Below are 14,804 nucleotides of genomic sequence, written 5' to 3'. Positions count from 1 at the left end.
ACAATCTCAATGGGCGGCCACAGGCGCGGCATGCTGTGGCAGCGGGCGGAGGAAAAAGACGAGCGGCACGGTGCACAGGATGGCGATGATCAGCATCCAGAACAGGTCGATAAAGGTCATGGTGAGCGCCTGCGTCTGAATGCCCTGTTCGATCACCCGCAATGCCGCATCCCGGCCGCCCAGCGCGAGTGCCTGCGCATCGACATAATGTTGGAGGTCAAGGCCATTGGCGGCCAGATTCTCCTCCATCCTGCACGCGTGCAGCCACAGCCGCTGGTCCTGCACCACCGCGATGCCCGCCAGCGCAAAGGAACCGCCCAGATTGCGCGCGGCGTTGTAGAGGCCTGACGCGTCCGCAGCCAAAGACATCGGCACTGACCGGATGGCCGCCTGATTCAGGAACATCATGACGCAAATGGTGCCAACGCCGCGCATCAACTGGGAATCGACGAAATCGGCACCCGTGGACACCGACGTCAGTGATGTTTCCAAATAGGTGCTGAGGATCAGCAGGACCAATCCGATCAGGACCGAAAGATGGATCGGCACCGTGCGGATCGCCCATGGCATGAACGGCATCATCAGCACCATCGGTACGCCTGACAGCAGCACGATCTGCCCCGACTGAAGCGCATTATAGCCTGCGATCAGCGTCAGGAATTGCGGGATCACATAGGATGTGCCGTAAATCACCATGCCGATCATCATCGCCATGATGAATACGGCCCCAAACTGCCGGTCCAACAGCAGCCGCAGCCGGATCACCGGCCGTTTGGCCAGCAGCTGCCCGGCCAGCAGCATGGCGAACCCTGCCACGGCCGTGACGGTCAGCCATATGATCGTCGATGACTCGAACCATTGTTCCCGCTCGCCCTCCTCCAGCACAACGGTAAGCCCGCCCAGCCCCAGGATAAGGCCGAACACGCCCAGCCAGTCCGCTTCACCGATAAGGTCAAGACGCGGCCTTTCATGGGGAAGCGCGACCAGCAGCAGAAGCAGCAGAGCAAGCCCCACCGGAAGGTTGAGGAAGAAGGCATAATGCCAACTGATATTCTCGGTCAGCCATCCCCCCAGCACCGGCCCCATGATAGGCCCCAGGATCGCGGTCGCCCCGAACAGGGAATTGCCCACAGCTTGCTGATGGCGCGGTAATCGCGTCGCGATGATGGTCATCGCCGTGGGGATCAGCGCCCCGCCCGTAATGCCCTGACCGATCCGCCCCCCGATCATGACGGGCAATGTCTGCGCCATGCCGCAGATCATCGAAAAGCCCACGAACCCCACGGTGGCGATCAGGAGGAAATTGCGCAGCCCCAGCAGCCGCTGCAACCAGCCCGCCAAGGGAATGATGATGATTTCCGCGACGATGAACGACGTCGCGATCCACGTCCCTTCCGTCCCGCTGGCGCCGATTTCGCCCTGGATGATCGGCAGGGCGGAATTGACGATGGAAATGTCGAGCATCGCCATCATCGCACCCAGCGTGCCCGCCGCCACCGCGAGCCAGTCCGCGACGCTGGCGCGCTCGGCTGTCTCAGGCAGTCTTGCATTCACTTATGTGCGTCCCGCCGGACCTGCTTGCTATTCTTCAGCCGTTCCAGCTCCTCGCGGGCCGATCGGGTGTCCACCGAAACCTCAACCGACATGCCGGGCAGCAACAGCTTCTTGATCGACGGGTCCGCATCTATGGCGATGCGCACAGGCACGCGCTGCACGATCTTGGTGAAGTTCCCCGTCGCATTTTGCGGAGGCAGCAGCGAAAATTGCGCTCCAGTACCGGGCGCCAGGCTGGCGACATGGCCATGCAGAGTCACGCCCGGCAGAGCGTCGATTTCAATCTCCGCCGGTTGCCCCTGACGCATCAGCCCCAGCTGCGTTTCCTTGAAATTCGCTTCCAGATAAAGCTGTTCCACCGGCACGACCGACATCAGGCGCAGGCCGGGTTGCACGAACTGGCCGATGCGCGCCGAAAGATCGCCCACCCGCCCCGCGATGCTGGCGCGTATCACCATGTCCCGGACGTTGCGCTGCGCCGCGTCCAGCTGGGCACGCGCGCTCTGGCCTTGCGCTTTCGCCTGCGCGATCTGGGCGCGCAGGCTGGCGATCCGCCGCTCCGCGCCCTGTGTCGATGCTTTCTGCGCCGCCACATCCTGCGCGGCCTGAGCCGCCTGGGTGCGAAGCGTCGCCAGCTTTTCGGCCGGTTCCGCGCCACTCGCCGCCAGCGGACTGTATCGCGCAACTTCGGACGCTGCGAAGCGCGCCTTCGTCTGCGCCGCCGCCAGCATCGCCCGCGCCTGCTCGATCGCCGCTTCCTGTTCCCCGATCAGCGCTTCCGCATTGGCGGCGTTTGCCTGCGCCAGGTTGATCTGCGCCTGCCCCTGCGCCGCCTGCGCCGGATAATCGGGCGCTTCGATCCGCAACAATGGCTGGCCGGGCTTCACATCCTGATTTTCATGGACCAGCACTTCACTGACGTAACCGGACACCCGCGCCGAAACGGTGACGCTGTCGGCCTGCAAATAGGCGTCCTGCGTGCTTTGCTGATATTTGCCGTACAGCTCGTGTCGGGCAAACCAGAACGCACCGGCTATAAGAACAACCACGGCCGCAATGCCCAGAACAAGGCCCAGCCTCCGCCGCTTCGGGCGGCTTGCCCCTTCGCCAATCGCATCGTCGGGCAGGGGCTCTGCATCGACCGCATCGGCCAACGACCCCGTTGGTTCTTTCATGGAAATCCTACCGTCTGGGCTTCGAAGCGATGACTTAAAGTTTGCCGCAGGCGGAAGGCAAGTTTTTTCCGACGCGGAATCGGAAATGAAATTATGTCAGCAGAAGGATGACGCTGAATCCCACTAGCGCGGACAGGCCGCTGGCCAGGCACAGCAATCGAAATGGACAGAGCAGAAATACCGAGCTGTCAGGTTCCATCCTCTTCCCCATTTTCTTTGGCGGGGTTGCATGGATAATAGGCGATTTACGCTCCATCGCCAAATGATTTGGACGGGAAGTCGCCCTGTCGCGAAAATGGCAGACGGGCTCTTTTGCGCTTTCCTTACCGGCGGGATGAGGGCTATCCCGCATAACGATAATATGCGCGTAACCGCCCGCTAATGGAGAGATAGATGTCGCAGCCATTGCTCGACCGGATTGCACTACAGGATCTGGTCATGCGCTACTGCCGTGGATGTGATCGCCGCGACTTCGCCTTGGTGCGGACGCTGTATCATGATGACGCCATCGACGATCACGGGGCAATGTTTCAGGGAGGTCCGGACGACTTCGTTGCCTGGTTGCCGGAAGTCACTTCGCATTGGGACCTCACTCGCCACAATATTACGAACAGCTTGTTCGTCATTGATGGCGACCATGCCGAGGGTGAGCATTATGTGGAGGCGTGGCACCGGACCCATGGGCCGGGCGCAAAGCTGTTCATCGCCCTTGGCCGCTATCTCGATCGATATGAACGGCGGGATGGCGAATGGAAATTCACATATCGCAGCCTGGTGTTCGATCATGGATCGATCGTGCCGGTTGATGAAGAGGCTTTTGAGCGCATGAGCAAGGACGCACCCAATGGCCGCGCGGATCGGGACGATCCGTCCTTCCGTTATCCCCTGCTGGCGGGGTTGAGCGCATGAGGGCCGCAGTCTGGGATGGACAGTCGCTCTTCGTCAGCGACCAGTTGGCGCTTCGTCCCGTCGGTCCGGGCGAGGTGCGCGTCCGCGTGCTGCGGTCGGGCATCTGTCATAGCGACATCGCGATGCTGACCCCGCATCTGCCCAATTTGCCGGTCGTCCTGGGGCATGAAGCGGCTGGCGAGATCGCGGAGCTGGGTGCTGGCGTTGAAGGCTGGGCCATAGGCGATCATGTCTGCGTGGGTACGCAAACGCCTTGTGGGGAGTGCCGTGAATGCCAGCGTGGCGAACCGCATAATTGCGACATCAATTGGGGCTTCGCGCCGGGCTTCCCCTTCACGCTGGATGGAAAGCCCGTGGCTTCCTTTGCCAACGTCTCCTCCTTCGCCAGCGAAATCGTGGTGAAGGCGTCGCAGCTCTTCGCCATCGATGATCTGCCTTTGGATCAAGGCGCGCTGATCGGGTGCGCGGTCTCGACGGGTGTCTGCGCCGCCCGCGTTCTGGGCCGCGTGCGCGCCGGGGACACCGTGGCCGTTTTTGGTGTCGGCGGTATCGGCGTCAACGCTATCCAGGGCGCCGCCCGGAATGGCGCCCATGTGATCGCTGTCGACGCCAATCCCGCCAAGGAAGCGACGGCGCGGCAATTTGGCGCGACCGACTTTGTACTGGCGGACCCCACACAGGACAGCGAAACGGCCGCCGCCGCTTTGGCTAGCGAATATGGCCCTATCGATGTGGTGGTGGAATGCAGCGGCGCGGTCGGTGCCATCAACACCGCCTTGCGCTCCACGAAGCGCGGGGGACGCGTGGTGTTGATCGGCATGTCACGCCCCGGCGCGGAAGCGGCGCTCCCGCTCGGCAGCTTCGTCATGGGCGGCGAGGTGATCGCAACCATGAACGGCGGCGCACTGCCTGATCGGGATTATCCCGAACTCATCGCACAGGCGCGCGACGGCCGGTTGAACATCGCCGACCAGATCAGCGGCATCTGGCCGCTCGATCAGATCAACGATGCCATCGCCGCGCTGAAGGCAGGGGAAGTTACCCGCGCCGTCATCGACCACGAAATGTGATCGAGAGCATCATATTCCCTTCCGTCACCCCGGGCTCGACCCGGGGTGATGATCACTCAAACCACACATCCTAGGACTTCGCGCTTTATTTCGGCACCACCTCATAACCCCGTTCGCCCTGAGCCTGTCGAAGGGCTCTACTTCTATTTAGAAAAGGGAAGGGCTTCGACAGCTCACCCCGAACGGGTTGAGTGATGCAGATTAAAGGCGCTAGGCGTTCAGCATCTGTAGCAACTCAATCCTGTGGCCTTGGGGGTCGAGGATATAGGCCATCTGCAAACCATGTTCGGGTACGTCGGTCGCACCGAGTTCGATCGTCGCACCGGCGGCGGTCGCAACCGCCAAAGTCGCGTGAAGATCATCCACCACGAACCCCGTCGTCGCCTCTCCGGTGGCGGGGCAATTCCGGTTGGGATAGCTGACAAGAATGAAATTGGGCGCGGGCGGCTGAGCGCCAGCAGTCTTGAGGATCACCTCGTTCATCAACGCTTCGCCTTCGCCAAGATTGATATACCCCACCACCTCAAGGCCGAACAGCTGGGTGTAGAAATGTTCGGCCGCTGCAAGGTCCTTGACGATGATCTTGGTGAAACTGAAGGCTAATGCCGTCATTCCTCAACCCCTTTCATGTTACGCATTTATGTGAGACAATCTCCATATCAGCGCCTGAAAATAGCGTAAACCAATCCATCTAATACGCATATAGGAGAGTATGGTGACCGGACAGGAAGGTGGAGAATTGCGGTTGTCGGCCGTCTGGCGGACTTTCTGCGACCAGCTGGCTCAGGCGGGCGACGTTCTGGACCGCCCCAGCGCACCCGGCACCGCGATCGATCAGGCGGAGGGATTGCGTTATCTTTCCCGGCTCACGCGGTCGGCTCTCAACATGCTGGTCGATTCCAGCGATCCGGACTTTCCGCGCATTTTCCTGCTGACCGATGACGCGATCAAGATTGGGGCCGATAATCCGGACAATCTCTATCAGCAAATGGTCGTCCGGGGTGATCGCGACTATCGCATCACTGGCAAGCGGAACAGCGTGCCCTATTTTTCGATCGGGTCGAAGGCAAACCGTTACGCGATCGATGGCACAATGGCCTCCACGGGGGAGATCGAACTTGCCGACATGCAGGTCGGGCCGGATGGCAGCTTCGAGATCATCGTCAGCAAGACGCAAAAGCCCGGCAACTGGCTGCCGATGGCGGACGACACGACGCTGCTGATCATCCGTCAGACCTTCAATGACAAGCGCGCGGAAGTCGCGGCGGACGTGCGTATCGAACGGATCAGCGAGGGGCCTGCCGTCCCCGTCATATTGGCGCCCGAAACGATCGAGGCGCAGTTGAACGGTGCTGCTGCATGGGTGCGCGGAACAGCGAACACCTTCGCGGACTGGTCGCAATGGTTCATGGAACAGCCCAACCGCTTCTATGATGGCAAGGATCAGCCTTTTTACCAGCGCGCCGGGGGCGACCCGAAAATCTGGTATGGTCACATCTATTACGACCTTGCGCCTGATGAAGCGCTGGTCATCACAGCCAAGCCGCCCCGCTGCCGCTTCTGGAACTTCCAGATCGACAATTGGTGGATGGAATCCATGGACCATGTGAACCGCAAGGTGTGGGTCAACGGCGCGCAGGCCAAATATGAGGATGATGGCAGCGTCATACTCGTCTGCGCCGACAAGGACCCCGGCTACGGCAACTGGATCGACCTGTCGGGCCATCGTCAGGGAACGGGCCTCTGGCGCTGGATAGAGGCAGACGAGCATCCGGTGCCGCAATGCAAGGTCGTAAAGCTCTGACCGCCTCGGCTGACCTCCCCGCGCGTATCGCCATCCTTGAAGACCGGGAGGCGATACGCGACCTGATCGCAAGCTATGGCCCGCTGGCAGACGCGGGCGATTGCGCGGGTGCCGCCGCTCTATGGGCCGAGGATGGCGTCTATGAAGTCGGCGGGTTCGGCAGCTACACGGGCCGTGCCGCAATCCAGACTTTGCTGGAGGGTGAAAGCCACCAGAGCTTGATCCATGGCGGCGCCGCTCATGTCCTCAGCCCGCCGGTCATCGATCTGGACGGCGACAGGGCAACCGCCCGAACCTATTCCGTCGTCTTCCGCAAGACGGGCGATAGTTGGGAAGCCCATCGCGCCTCCGCCAATATGTGGCACCTCGTGAGGGTCGGCACGGAATGGAAGGTGGCCCGGCGCGTCAACCGTTTGCTTGACGGATCGGCCGAAGCGCGTGCGCTGATCGGCGGCGGCACTTCACAAGAAATGTGACAGCCTGCTTTGGATTGTGAGGAAGGGCGGCTCAAACTGGTGAGCCGCCCCTTCTAGTGTTCGTTCAAGCGGTCTGACGAGCGACCGCAAACTGCTTTTTCGCAAAGGCGCAGGCATCCGCCATCGCCTCCTGCGCGCCCGGCAGGAAACCGATCCATGACACGAACCCGTGCACCATGCCGGGATAGCGCTTCACTTGGACTTCCACCCCGGCCTTCTCCAGCACCGGAGCATAGGCTTCCACTGCGTCGCGGATAGGGTCGCATTCGGCGCTGGCGATAAAGGCGGGCGCCAGGCCCTGGTGGCTCGCTGCCTTCATCGGACTGGCGCGAAAATCGTCGTAATCGCGCTCGTCCTTGATGTGCAGTTCCCAGAAATAATGCGCATCTTCCAGGCGCAGCACAGGGCCGTTCGCAAATTCAAGCGCGGACCCCTCTTCGGGGATCGGATGGATGCCGGGGCCATACCAGTTGATCTGCGCCGCGATACGGGGCGCGCCCGCGTCTCTTGCGAGAAGGGCGCAGGCGCTCGCCAGCACACCGCCCGCGCTATCGCCAGCAACGGCGATCAGGGCCGGATTGCCCCCCAGTTCGGCCGCATGCGCCGCCGCCCACTGCGTCGCGGCCCAGCAATCCTCGAAGGCCGCCGGGAATTTATGCTCAGGCGCCAGGCGATAGTCAACGGACACCACGATGGTCTCCGCACCCGCCGCCAGTCCGCGCGCGATCATGTCCTGCGTGTCGAGATCGCCGACAACGAACCCGCCGCCATGGAAATAGGCAGTGACTGGGAAAGGTCCCGCGCCCTCGGGCGTATAGATGCGCACCGGAATTTCCCCGGCCGGACCCGGAATGGTGCGATCCGAAATAGACGCCAACGATACCTGCGGAGGTGGCATTTGGATCGAACTTGATCTCACCGCCTCCCGCAATGCGGGTACTGGGACCGTCTTGATCGGCGGCCATTCTGGCTGATTGGCGAACATGGCCTCAAGCTGTGGGTCGAGCGGCATCCCTATTCTCCTCGTTTCAATTGTGCATCTTCTTCTTTAATTCGAGAGCGCCGCCAGGGCCACGCACTGAATATTCCTCACCCTCTAGGTTCTCTTGGCATAGCTAGTCCGCGTTCAGCGATGATGTTGCGCTGGATCTGGTCTGTTCCGGCATAGATGGTGTCGGACCGAGACATGAGGTGCATGGTGGTGAGGGGTCCCATGCGTTCGTCGTTGACGCCGATTTCGCCTGGTTGGCCCATGACCTCCATGGCGAGGTCGCCGAGGGCGACGTGCCAGCGGGACCAGTAGAGCTTGTAGGTGTAAGCGGCGCCGGAGAGGTCTGCGCCTTCGCCGTCGGAGAGCATGCGCAGGCCGTTGTAGCGCATGATCTTGAGGCCCGCATGGGCGGTGGCGATCTTCTGGCGGGTGAGGGGGTCTTGTGCCTTGCCGTTGGCTTTGGCGATGGCGATGATCTCATCGAGTTCGTTGCGGAAGTGCATCTGCTGGGCCAGCGTGGAGACCCCGCGTTCGAACCCAAGGAGGGCCATGGCGACCTTCCAGCCTTCGCCTTCTTCGCCGATGCGGTCGATCGCGAGCGCCTGCGCGCCATCGAAGAACACCTCGGCAAACTCGGCCTCGCCGGTCATCTGGCGGATCGGGCGGGCATCGACCCCGGGCTGGTCCATCGGGACCATGAGGAAGGAGAGACCCTTGTTGCCGACGCTGCCCGGCGTGGTGCGGGCAACCACGAAGCACCAGTCGGCGATGGTGCCCATCGAGGTCCAGATCTTCTGCCCGTCGATGATGTATTTGTCGCCTTCGAGACGGGCCTTGGTCTTGACGTTGGCAAGGTCGGAGCCCGCGCCGGGTTCGGAATAGCCCTGGCACCAGATGGCGCGGCCATGGGCGATGTCGGGGAGGAACCGGGCCTTTTGCTCCTCGGTGCCCATGGCGAGCAGCGTGGGGCCGAGCAGTTCTACGCCCAGATGCCCGGCGCGCGGCGGACCTTTCGCGCGGGCATATTCCTCGGCGAAGATGATCTGCTGCGCGATCGAGGCATTGCGCCCGCCCCATTGCTCAGGCCAGCCCACGACGCTCCAGCGCGCAGCCCCGAGGGCTGCTTCCCAGGCGCGGCGTTCCTCGACATTATCGACCTGGTTGGTCTGGCCGCGAATGGATTTGAACGGGCCTGCGAGCTGTTCGTTGAGCCAGCTCGCGGCCTCCTCGCGGAAGGCTTTGAGTTCAGGGGCGAAGGCGAGTTGCATGGATCAGGCGACCTCGAACAGACCGGCCGCGCCCATGCCGCCCGCGACGCACATGGAGACGACCACATATTTGACGCCGCGGCGTTTGCCTTCGATGAGGGCATGGCCAACGAGGCGGCTGCCGGTCATGGCGAAGGGATGGCCGATGGCGATGCCGCCGCCATTGACGTTGAGCTTTTCGGGGTCAATGCCGAGGGTGCGCTGGCAATAGATCGCCTGGTTGGCGAAGGCTTCGTTGAGTTCCCACAGGCCAATGTCGTCGATCTTCAGACCCGTGCGCTCGAGCAGCTTGGGGATGGCGAACACCGGGCCGATGCCCATCTCGTCCGCGCCGCAGCCTGCGACCTGGAAGCCCCGATAGATGCCGAGGATGGGCAGGCCTTCCTTCTGCGCGGTGGCGAGGTCCATGACCACCTGGGCCGAGGCGCCGTCGGACAGCTGGCTGGCATTGCCTGCGGTGACATGCTTGCCTTCCTTGATGACCGAGCCGTTCTTGAACACGGGCTTCAGTTCGGCGAGCTTTTCATAGGTCGTGCCTGCACGGATGCCCTCGTCCTTGGTCAGGGTCAGCTCTTCCTTGCCGGTCTCATTGCCTTCCTTGTCGAACAGGGCCTTGGTGACCGTGATCGGCACGATCTCGTCATCGAACTTGCCTGCTGCCTGGGCGGCGGCGGCGCGCTGCTGCGACTGGGCGGCGAACCGGTCCTGATCCTCGCGCGAAATGCCGTAACGCTCGGCAACGATCTCGGCGGTCTCGATCATCACCATATAGGCGTTGGGATCGCGCGCCTTGATGAACTCGGAGCGGTTGCGGAAGGCGGGATAATGCTTGTCGATGGTGAGCGAGACATTCTCGACGCCGCCCGAGACGGCGCAGTCGATCTCGTTGGCGATGATGCCGCGCGCAGCAAAGGCGAGCGCGTTGAGGCCAGACGAGCATTTGCGGTCCATCGAGAAGCCGGCGGTGGTGTCGGGCAGGACCGATCCGTGGACGGTCAGGCGGCCGACATTGTAGCTTTGCGTGTTCCACTGGTTGGCGACGCCCAGATACACGTCATCGACGCGGGCGGGATCGATCCCGGCGCGGGCGATGGCGGCGTCCACGACATGCGAGGACATGAACGGCGCTTCGGTGTCGTTGAACGCGCCGCGATAGGCTTTGCCGACGCCAGTGCGGGCGGTGGAGATGATGGCTGCTTCACGCATGTGTATCGATCCTTGGATTAAAAGCCGTGCATGTTGGTGGGACCCCAATAGGCGCGCATTTCGACGACCTCATTGGCTTCGTTGAAGCGGAAGGTGTCGATGACGTCGATGCGCTTGTGGCCGCCATCATAGTTGAGGTTCACCGAGAAGGGGAAGACGGCATAGTCGCCCGCGACCCGGACCGGGCCTTCAAGCTTCAATTTCGCGCCGGTCTTCATGGACTCGGCATAGAAGGCGCGGATCGCCTCGCGGCCATGGTGGATGGGGGAGCCGATCGGGTCTTCGACCGTCGCGTCTGGGGCATAGAGGGCGGCCACCTGGTCGGCGCTGCCCGCCTCGAACGCGGCGACATAGGCGTGGACGGCGGCTTCCATCTTGACGGGATCAGGCATGGTTTTGGCTCCAACGGGATTGGCGGCGAGAAGGCAGAGGGCGAGGGCGGCGCCCAAGCTCAGCTTTCCGGAAAATAGCGGTTGATGGTGTCGACCACGCAGGCGGGCTTGTCTTGTCCTTCGATCTCGACGGTGACGCGGATCACGGCCTGAATGGCGCCGCCCTTCACTTCCTCGACCGAGACGATCTCGCCGGTACCGCGAATGCGCGAGCCCACGACCACTGGACTGAGGAAGCGGGTCTTGTCCATGCCGACATTGACCCCTGCGGAGAAGCGGCGGACCTCGATGATCTGCGGCATGAACAGGTTGACGAGGGCAAGCGTCAGATAGCCATGGGCGATGGTGGCGCCGAACGGACCGTCCTTGGCGCGCACCGGATCGACATGGATCCACTGATGGTCGCCTGTGCAGTCGGCAAAGGCGTCGATGCGTGACTGGTCGATGGTGAGCCAATCGGCGGTGTCGAGCTTGACGCCCTCCTGCCCCAGCAGCGCGCGCGGCGTTTCGAAGATGGTTGCCATCGCGTCAGGCCCGCTGGCTGGAGACCGCGACGATCTCGCCGGTCATGTAGGAGGAGAGATCAGAGGCAAGGAACATCATGACGTTGGCGATTTCCCAGACCTCGGCGGGGCGCTTGAAGGCTTCCTTCTCGACGAGCTTGTCCAATGCTTCCTGGGTCGTCACCTTGGCGAGGAACGGGTGCATGGCAAGGCTTGGCGAGACCGCATTGATGCGCACGCCATGTTCGGCCGCCTCGATCGCGGCGCAGCGGGTGAAGGCCATGACCCCTGCTTTCGCGGCGGCATAATGAGCCTGGCCCTTTTGCGCGCGCCAGCCCAGCACCGAGGCGTTGTTGACCATGACGCCCGACTTGTTGGCGTACATCGACGGCAGGAAAGCGCGGGTCATGCGGAACAGCGAGGTCAGCGTCACGTCGAACACGCGCGCCCACTGCTCGTCGGTCATGTCGACGATGTCGGCCTCGCCGCCCAGGCCCGCATTGTTGATGAGGACATCGACCTTACCCAATGCGGAGAGCGATGCATCGCGCAAGCCCTGCACGGCTTCCTCGCTGGTGACGTCGCACACAAATACAGCGGGGCGCTCGACCTTGGCTTCGTCGGCGATGCGGTCGGCCGCTTCATTGAGGCGGCGTTCGTGGAAGTCGCTGATGAGGAGCTTTGCCCCTTCTTCCGCCGCGCGCTTGGCGGCGGCAAAGCCGATGCCGGTGCCAGCGGCCGCAGTGACGACCACGGTCTTGCCCTTGAGCATGCCGAGCGGGGTCGGATAGGGGGGAACAGGCGAGGTCGGGGTCATGCGGCGTCCTTCATGATGATCTTGGCGAGCGCTTCGCGATGCTGGTCGGGGGTTCCGAGCCAGCTGGCGCAAGCTCTGGCGCGCTTGAAATAGAGGTGGGCGTGATGTTCCCAGGTGAAACCGATGCCGCCATGGAGCTGGATGGCATCGCCCGAAACCGAGCAATAGGCGTCGGTGACATAGGCGCGCGCGGCATGGGCGGCTTCGGCCAGTTCCTCGCCATTTTCGTCGATCGCGGCGGCGGCATAATAAGCGGCCGAGCGCGAGGCTTCGACGAGCAGCATCATGTCGGCGAGCATATGCTTGTAGGCCTGGAAGGAGCCGATGAGGCGGCCGAACTGGACGCGCTGCTTGGCATAGTCGACCGTGGCGTCGAGGCTGTACTGCATGCCGCCGGTCTGTTCGGCGGCGAGCAGGCCTGCGCCGATGGTGAGGGTGCGTTCGATTGCGGCCTTGGCGCTGCCGGGCGCGCCGAGGATCATGGCGTCGGTCACGTCGCAATCGAAGCTCAGCGTGGCAAAGCGGCGGGTGCGGTCGAGGCTGGGGAGTGCTTCGATGGCAAGGCCGGGGGCGTCCGCTTCCAGCACGACGAGGCTGTCGTCGGCGGTGGCCACGACGATCAGCTGCGCGACATGGGCGAAGGTTGCGAACTCCGCCGTGCCGGTCAGCTTGCCGTTCGACAGGGTCGGGCGGCTTGCGGTGCCCGCGAAGCTGGCGCGCGTGCCCGACGCGAGGCGGGGCAGCAGCGCCGCCTTCTGCTCTTCGCTGCCTGCGGCGAGCACCGCTTGCACCGCAAGTACGGCGGTCTCGAAGAAGGGGACGGGTGCGAGCACCCGGCCGGTTTCCTCGAGCACCAGCGCCATTTCGACCGCGCCCAGGCCCAGGCCGCCAAAGCCTTCCGGGATCATGAGCCCGGTAAAGCCCATTTCGGTGAGGCTGGCCCACAGGCTCTCGTCAAACCCGCTCGCCCCTTCGACGGCGGCGCGGATGACGTCGGGGTTGGCGGCGTCGGTCAGGAAGTCACGCGCCGTTTCCTGGATCGCGCGCTGGTCGTCGCTGAGCGCGAAGTCCATCAGGCGGCTCCGTAAACGGGCTTTGCAGGCTCGCGGGTCTGGAGGAGCCCGCGCACGATCGCGTCCATCTCGCTCGCTTCAATCCGCGCGCCCTTGTCGAAGGCGGGGCTGTCGGTCCAGCCCTGCGAGAGGAAGACCTGACCGCCTTTCAGCTCGAACACCTGACCGGTCACCCCCTTCGACTGTTCGGAGACGAGATAGGCGACCAGCGGGGCCATGTTTTCGGGCGCGAACAGGTCGAACTCGCCTTCCTTTGCGTCCATGTCGAACGCGCCGGTATTGGTCATGCGGGTGCGGGCATTGGGCGCGAGCGCATTGGCGGTGATGCCGAGACGGCCCAGCTCGGCGGCCTGCACCAGGGTGAGCGTCGCGATGCCGCCCTTGGCCGTCGAATAAGCCGACTGGCCGACCGAGCCCTGCAGGCCTGCGCCGGAGGTCGTGTTGATGATGCGCGCATCGACCGGGTTACCGGCCTTCGCCTCAGCGCGCCAATATTCGGCGGCGTGACGCGAGGTGCAGAAATGGCCGCGCAGATGGACGCGGATCACTGCATCCCATTCTTCGGGGGAGCAGGTGAAAAACATGCGGTCGCGCACGAAGCCTGCATTGTTGACCACGGCATGAAGCGCGCCGAAGCTGTCGAGGGCTTGCTCGACCATGCGCTTGCCCGATTCCCATTCAGCGACGTCGTCGGTGTTGGCGACGGCTTCCCCGCCCATCGCGCGGATCTCGTCCACGACCTGCTCGGCCGCGCCCTTGGTCGCGCCTGCCTCGCCATGGGTGCCGACGCCAAGGTCATTGACGACGACCTTGCAGCCTTGTGCGGCGAGGCCCAGCGCATAGGCTTTGCCAAGGCCATTGCCCGCCCCGGTCACGATCGCAACACGTCCTTCGCAGATACCCACTTTGTCTTACTCCTTGGCTATAGCATCTTGAGCGGCGCGCTCTTCGCGCAGTTGCGCGGTTGCGCCCGAAAGCCGCACGGCGACGGCCTCTGACTGGCTGCGCTGGCTTAGCCGCTCCGGGGTCGCCTGGCTGAGCGGCTGCGCTTCGACAAGCTCGGTGAGCGCGGCGCGGGCGAGCTTCTGATACTCCCCCTCGCCATTGTTGCGCCAGGTCACCTGCTGCGGCTCGAAACTCTTGACGACCTTGGCGGGATTGCCCGCGACCAGGCTGCGCTCGGGCGTCACCGTGTCGGACTTGACGAGGGCAAGGGCGGCGACGAGATTTTCCGCGCCGATCACCGCATTGTCGAGGATCACCGCGTTCATGCCGATCAGGGCATTTTCGCCGATCTCGCAGCCATGGATGATCGAGCCATGGGCGATGGTCGCGCCCCGGCGGATGATGGTGTCGCGCAGCTGGTTGGCATGGACCGACACATTGTCCTGGATCGAGCTGTCGCCTTCCACCACGATCCGCCCGAAATCGCCCCGCAGCGAGGCGCCGGGCGCGATGAAGCAGCCCGGCCCGACGATCACGTCACCGATCAGCGAGGCGAGCGGATGGACGTAGCTCGATGGATCGACCACGGGGGTGATCCCCTGATAGGCGTAGGCGGGCATG

General features: G+C 63.3%; 16 protein-coding genes. 4 read left to right on the top strand and 12 right to left on the bottom strand.

Annotated elements, in window-relative coordinates:
* Window positions 1-6: 6 nt before the first annotated feature.
* Together ACZ5TB_RS16030 and ACZ5TB_RS16025 are read right to left on the bottom strand one after the other, a co-directional pair.
* Entirely contained in the window at window positions 7-1,554 is a 1,548-nt protein-coding gene (locus ACZ5TB_RS16030) for an MDR family MFS transporter (RefSeq protein ID WP_464792684.1), read from the bottom strand.
* Complete coding sequence (locus ACZ5TB_RS16025) at window positions 1,551-2,729, bottom strand: HlyD family secretion protein (protein WP_464792683.1); 1,179 nt, start codon at window positions 2,727-2,729, stop codon at window positions 1,551-1,553. The genes ACZ5TB_RS16030 and ACZ5TB_RS16025 overlap by 4 nt, the downstream gene beginning before the upstream one ends.
* 393 nt (window positions 2,730-3,122) lie before the next feature.
* Between ACZ5TB_RS16025 and ACZ5TB_RS16020 the strand changes: the two genes are divergently transcribed.
* Together ACZ5TB_RS16020 and ACZ5TB_RS16015 are read left to right on the top strand one after the other, a co-directional pair.
* On the top strand, window positions 3,123-3,638 hold the full coding sequence (locus tag ACZ5TB_RS16020) for a nuclear transport factor 2 family protein (RefSeq protein WP_464780512.1): 516 nt from the start codon (window positions 3,123-3,125) through the stop codon (window positions 3,636-3,638).
* Entirely contained in the window at window positions 3,635-4,708 is a 1,074-nt protein-coding gene (locus tag ACZ5TB_RS16015; protein WP_464792682.1) for an alcohol dehydrogenase catalytic domain-containing protein, read from the top strand. Before ACZ5TB_RS16020 ends, ACZ5TB_RS16015 begins: the two co-directional genes overlap by 4 nt.
* Window positions 4,709-4,918: 210 nt before the next feature.
* Here ACZ5TB_RS16015 and ACZ5TB_RS16010 read toward each other — a convergent pair whose 3' ends face one another.
* Entirely contained in the window at window positions 4,919-5,320 is a 402-nt protein-coding gene (locus ACZ5TB_RS16010) for a VOC family protein (protein WP_464780510.1), read from the bottom strand.
* Window positions 5,321-5,420: 100 nt separating this feature from the next.
* Between ACZ5TB_RS16010 and ACZ5TB_RS16005 the strand changes: the two genes are divergently transcribed.
* Together ACZ5TB_RS16005 and ACZ5TB_RS16000 are read left to right on the top strand one after the other, a co-directional pair.
* On the top strand, window positions 5,421-6,512 hold the full coding sequence (locus ACZ5TB_RS16005) for a DUF1214 domain-containing protein (protein ID WP_464780509.1): 1,092 nt from the start codon (window positions 5,421-5,423) through the stop codon (window positions 6,510-6,512).
* On the top strand, window positions 6,491-6,988 hold the full coding sequence (locus ACZ5TB_RS16000; protein WP_464792681.1) for a nuclear transport factor 2 family protein: 498 nt from the start codon (window positions 6,491-6,493) through the stop codon (window positions 6,986-6,988). The genes ACZ5TB_RS16005 and ACZ5TB_RS16000 overlap by 22 nt, the downstream gene beginning before the upstream one ends.
* Window positions 6,989-7,052: 64 nt before the next feature.
* Here ACZ5TB_RS16000 and ACZ5TB_RS15995 read toward each other — a convergent pair whose 3' ends face one another.
* The 9 genes from ACZ5TB_RS15995 to ACZ5TB_RS15955 all read right to left on the bottom strand — a co-directional run bounded on the left by ACZ5TB_RS15995 (window position 7,053) and on the right by ACZ5TB_RS15955 (window position 14,803).
* Window positions 7,053-8,000 carry an alpha/beta hydrolase gene (locus ACZ5TB_RS15995; protein ID WP_464792680.1) on the bottom strand — a complete coding sequence of 316 codons (948 nt, stop codon included), beginning with the start codon at window positions 7,998-8,000 and terminating at the stop codon, window positions 7,053-7,055.
* Window positions 8,001-8,077: 77 nt separating this feature from the next.
* Window positions 8,078-9,247, bottom strand: coding sequence for an acyl-CoA dehydrogenase family protein (locus ACZ5TB_RS15990; RefSeq protein ID WP_464792679.1), 1,170 nt, complete (start codon window positions 9,245-9,247; stop codon window positions 8,078-8,080).
* 3 nt (window positions 9,248-9,250) lie between these two features.
* Window positions 9,251-10,453 carry an acetyl-CoA C-acyltransferase gene (locus ACZ5TB_RS15985; RefSeq protein ID WP_464792678.1) on the bottom strand — a complete coding sequence of 401 codons (1,203 nt, stop codon included), beginning with the start codon at window positions 10,451-10,453 and terminating at the stop codon, window positions 9,251-9,253.
* 17 nt (window positions 10,454-10,470) lie between these two features.
* Window positions 10,471-10,845, bottom strand: coding sequence for a steroid Delta-isomerase (locus ACZ5TB_RS15980; RefSeq protein WP_464792677.1), 375 nt, complete (start codon window positions 10,843-10,845; stop codon window positions 10,471-10,473).
* 59 nt (window positions 10,846-10,904) lie between these two features.
* The gene (locus tag ACZ5TB_RS15975; protein WP_464792676.1) at window positions 10,905-11,369 is read right to left on the bottom strand and encodes a MaoC family dehydratase; all 465 of its coding nucleotides are present in this window, start codon (window positions 11,367-11,369) and stop codon (window positions 10,905-10,907) included.
* A 4-nt stretch (window positions 11,370-11,373) separates the two neighbouring features.
* Window positions 11,374-12,165: an SDR family oxidoreductase gene (locus ACZ5TB_RS15970; protein WP_464792675.1), complete on the bottom strand. Its 792-nt coding sequence runs from the start codon at window positions 12,163-12,165 to the stop codon at window positions 11,374-11,376.
* The gene (locus tag ACZ5TB_RS15965) at window positions 12,162-13,238 is read right to left on the bottom strand and encodes an acyl-CoA dehydrogenase family protein (protein ID WP_464792674.1); all 1,077 of its coding nucleotides are present in this window, start codon (window positions 13,236-13,238) and stop codon (window positions 12,162-12,164) included. The genes ACZ5TB_RS15970 and ACZ5TB_RS15965 overlap by 4 nt, the downstream gene beginning before the upstream one ends.
* Window positions 13,238-14,143, bottom strand: coding sequence for an SDR family oxidoreductase (locus tag ACZ5TB_RS15960; RefSeq protein ID WP_464792673.1), 906 nt, complete (start codon window positions 14,141-14,143; stop codon window positions 13,238-13,240). The genes ACZ5TB_RS15965 and ACZ5TB_RS15960 overlap by 1 nt, the downstream gene beginning before the upstream one ends.
* A 6-nt stretch (window positions 14,144-14,149) precedes the next feature.
* Complete coding sequence (locus tag ACZ5TB_RS15955; RefSeq protein WP_464792672.1) at window positions 14,150-14,803, bottom strand: gamma carbonic anhydrase family protein; 654 nt, start codon at window positions 14,801-14,803, stop codon at window positions 14,150-14,152.
* Between the last annotated feature and the right edge of the window lies 1 nt (window position 14,804).

The organism is Sphingobium sp. TomTYG74 (assembly GCF_055393875.1).
Note: the sequence above shows the minus strand (reverse complement) of the source record. Positions and strands in the feature narration are given on the sequence as shown.

What these genes read in the sequence shown, in the direction of transcription:
- ACZ5TB_RS16025 (WP_464792683.1), bottom strand. Translation starts at nt 2,729, where the DNA reads ATGAAAGAACCAACGGGGTCGTTGGCCGATGCGGTCGATGCAGAGCCC.
- ACZ5TB_RS16020 (WP_464780512.1), top strand. Translation starts at nt 3,123, where the DNA reads ATGTCGCAGCCATTGCTCGACCGGATTGCACTACAGGATCTGGTCATG.
- ACZ5TB_RS16015 (WP_464792682.1), top strand. Translation starts at nt 3,635, where the DNA reads ATGAGGGCCGCAGTCTGGGATGGACAGTCGCTCTTCGTCAGCGACCAG.
- ACZ5TB_RS16010 (WP_464780510.1), bottom strand. Translation starts at nt 5,320, where the DNA reads ATGACGGCATTAGCCTTCAGTTTCACCAAGATCATCGTCAAGGACCTT.
- ACZ5TB_RS16005 (WP_464780509.1), top strand. Translation starts at nt 5,421, where the DNA reads ATGGTGACCGGACAGGAAGGTGGAGAATTGCGGTTGTCGGCCGTCTGG.
- ACZ5TB_RS16000 (WP_464792681.1), top strand. Translation starts at nt 6,491, where the DNA reads ATGCAAGGTCGTAAAGCTCTGACCGCCTCGGCTGACCTCCCCGCGCGT.
- ACZ5TB_RS15995 (WP_464792680.1), bottom strand. Translation starts at nt 8,000, where the DNA reads ATGCCGCTCGACCCACAGCTTGAGGCCATGTTCGCCAATCAGCCAGAA.
- ACZ5TB_RS15990 (WP_464792679.1), bottom strand. Translation starts at nt 9,247, where the DNA reads ATGCAACTCGCCTTCGCCCCTGAACTCAAAGCCTTCCGCGAGGAGGCC.
- ACZ5TB_RS15985 (WP_464792678.1), bottom strand. Translation starts at nt 10,453, where the DNA reads ATGCGTGAAGCAGCCATCATCTCCACCGCCCGCACTGGCGTCGGCAAA.
- ACZ5TB_RS15980 (WP_464792677.1), bottom strand. Translation starts at nt 10,845, where the DNA reads ATGCCTGATCCCGTCAAGATGGAAGCCGCCGTCCACGCCTATGTCGCC.
- ACZ5TB_RS15975 (WP_464792676.1), bottom strand. Translation starts at nt 11,369, where the DNA reads ATGGCAACCATCTTCGAAACGCCGCGCGCGCTGCTGGGGCAGGAGGGC.
- ACZ5TB_RS15970 (WP_464792675.1), bottom strand. Translation starts at nt 12,165, where the DNA reads ATGACCCCGACCTCGCCTGTTCCCCCCTATCCGACCCCGCTCGGCATG.
- ACZ5TB_RS15965 (WP_464792674.1), bottom strand. Translation starts at nt 13,238, where the DNA reads ATGGACTTCGCGCTCAGCGACGACCAGCGCGCGATCCAGGAAACGGCG.
- ACZ5TB_RS15955 (WP_464792672.1), bottom strand. Translation starts at nt 14,803, where the DNA reads ATGCCCGCCTACGCCTATCAGGGGATCACCCCCGTGGTCGATCCATCG.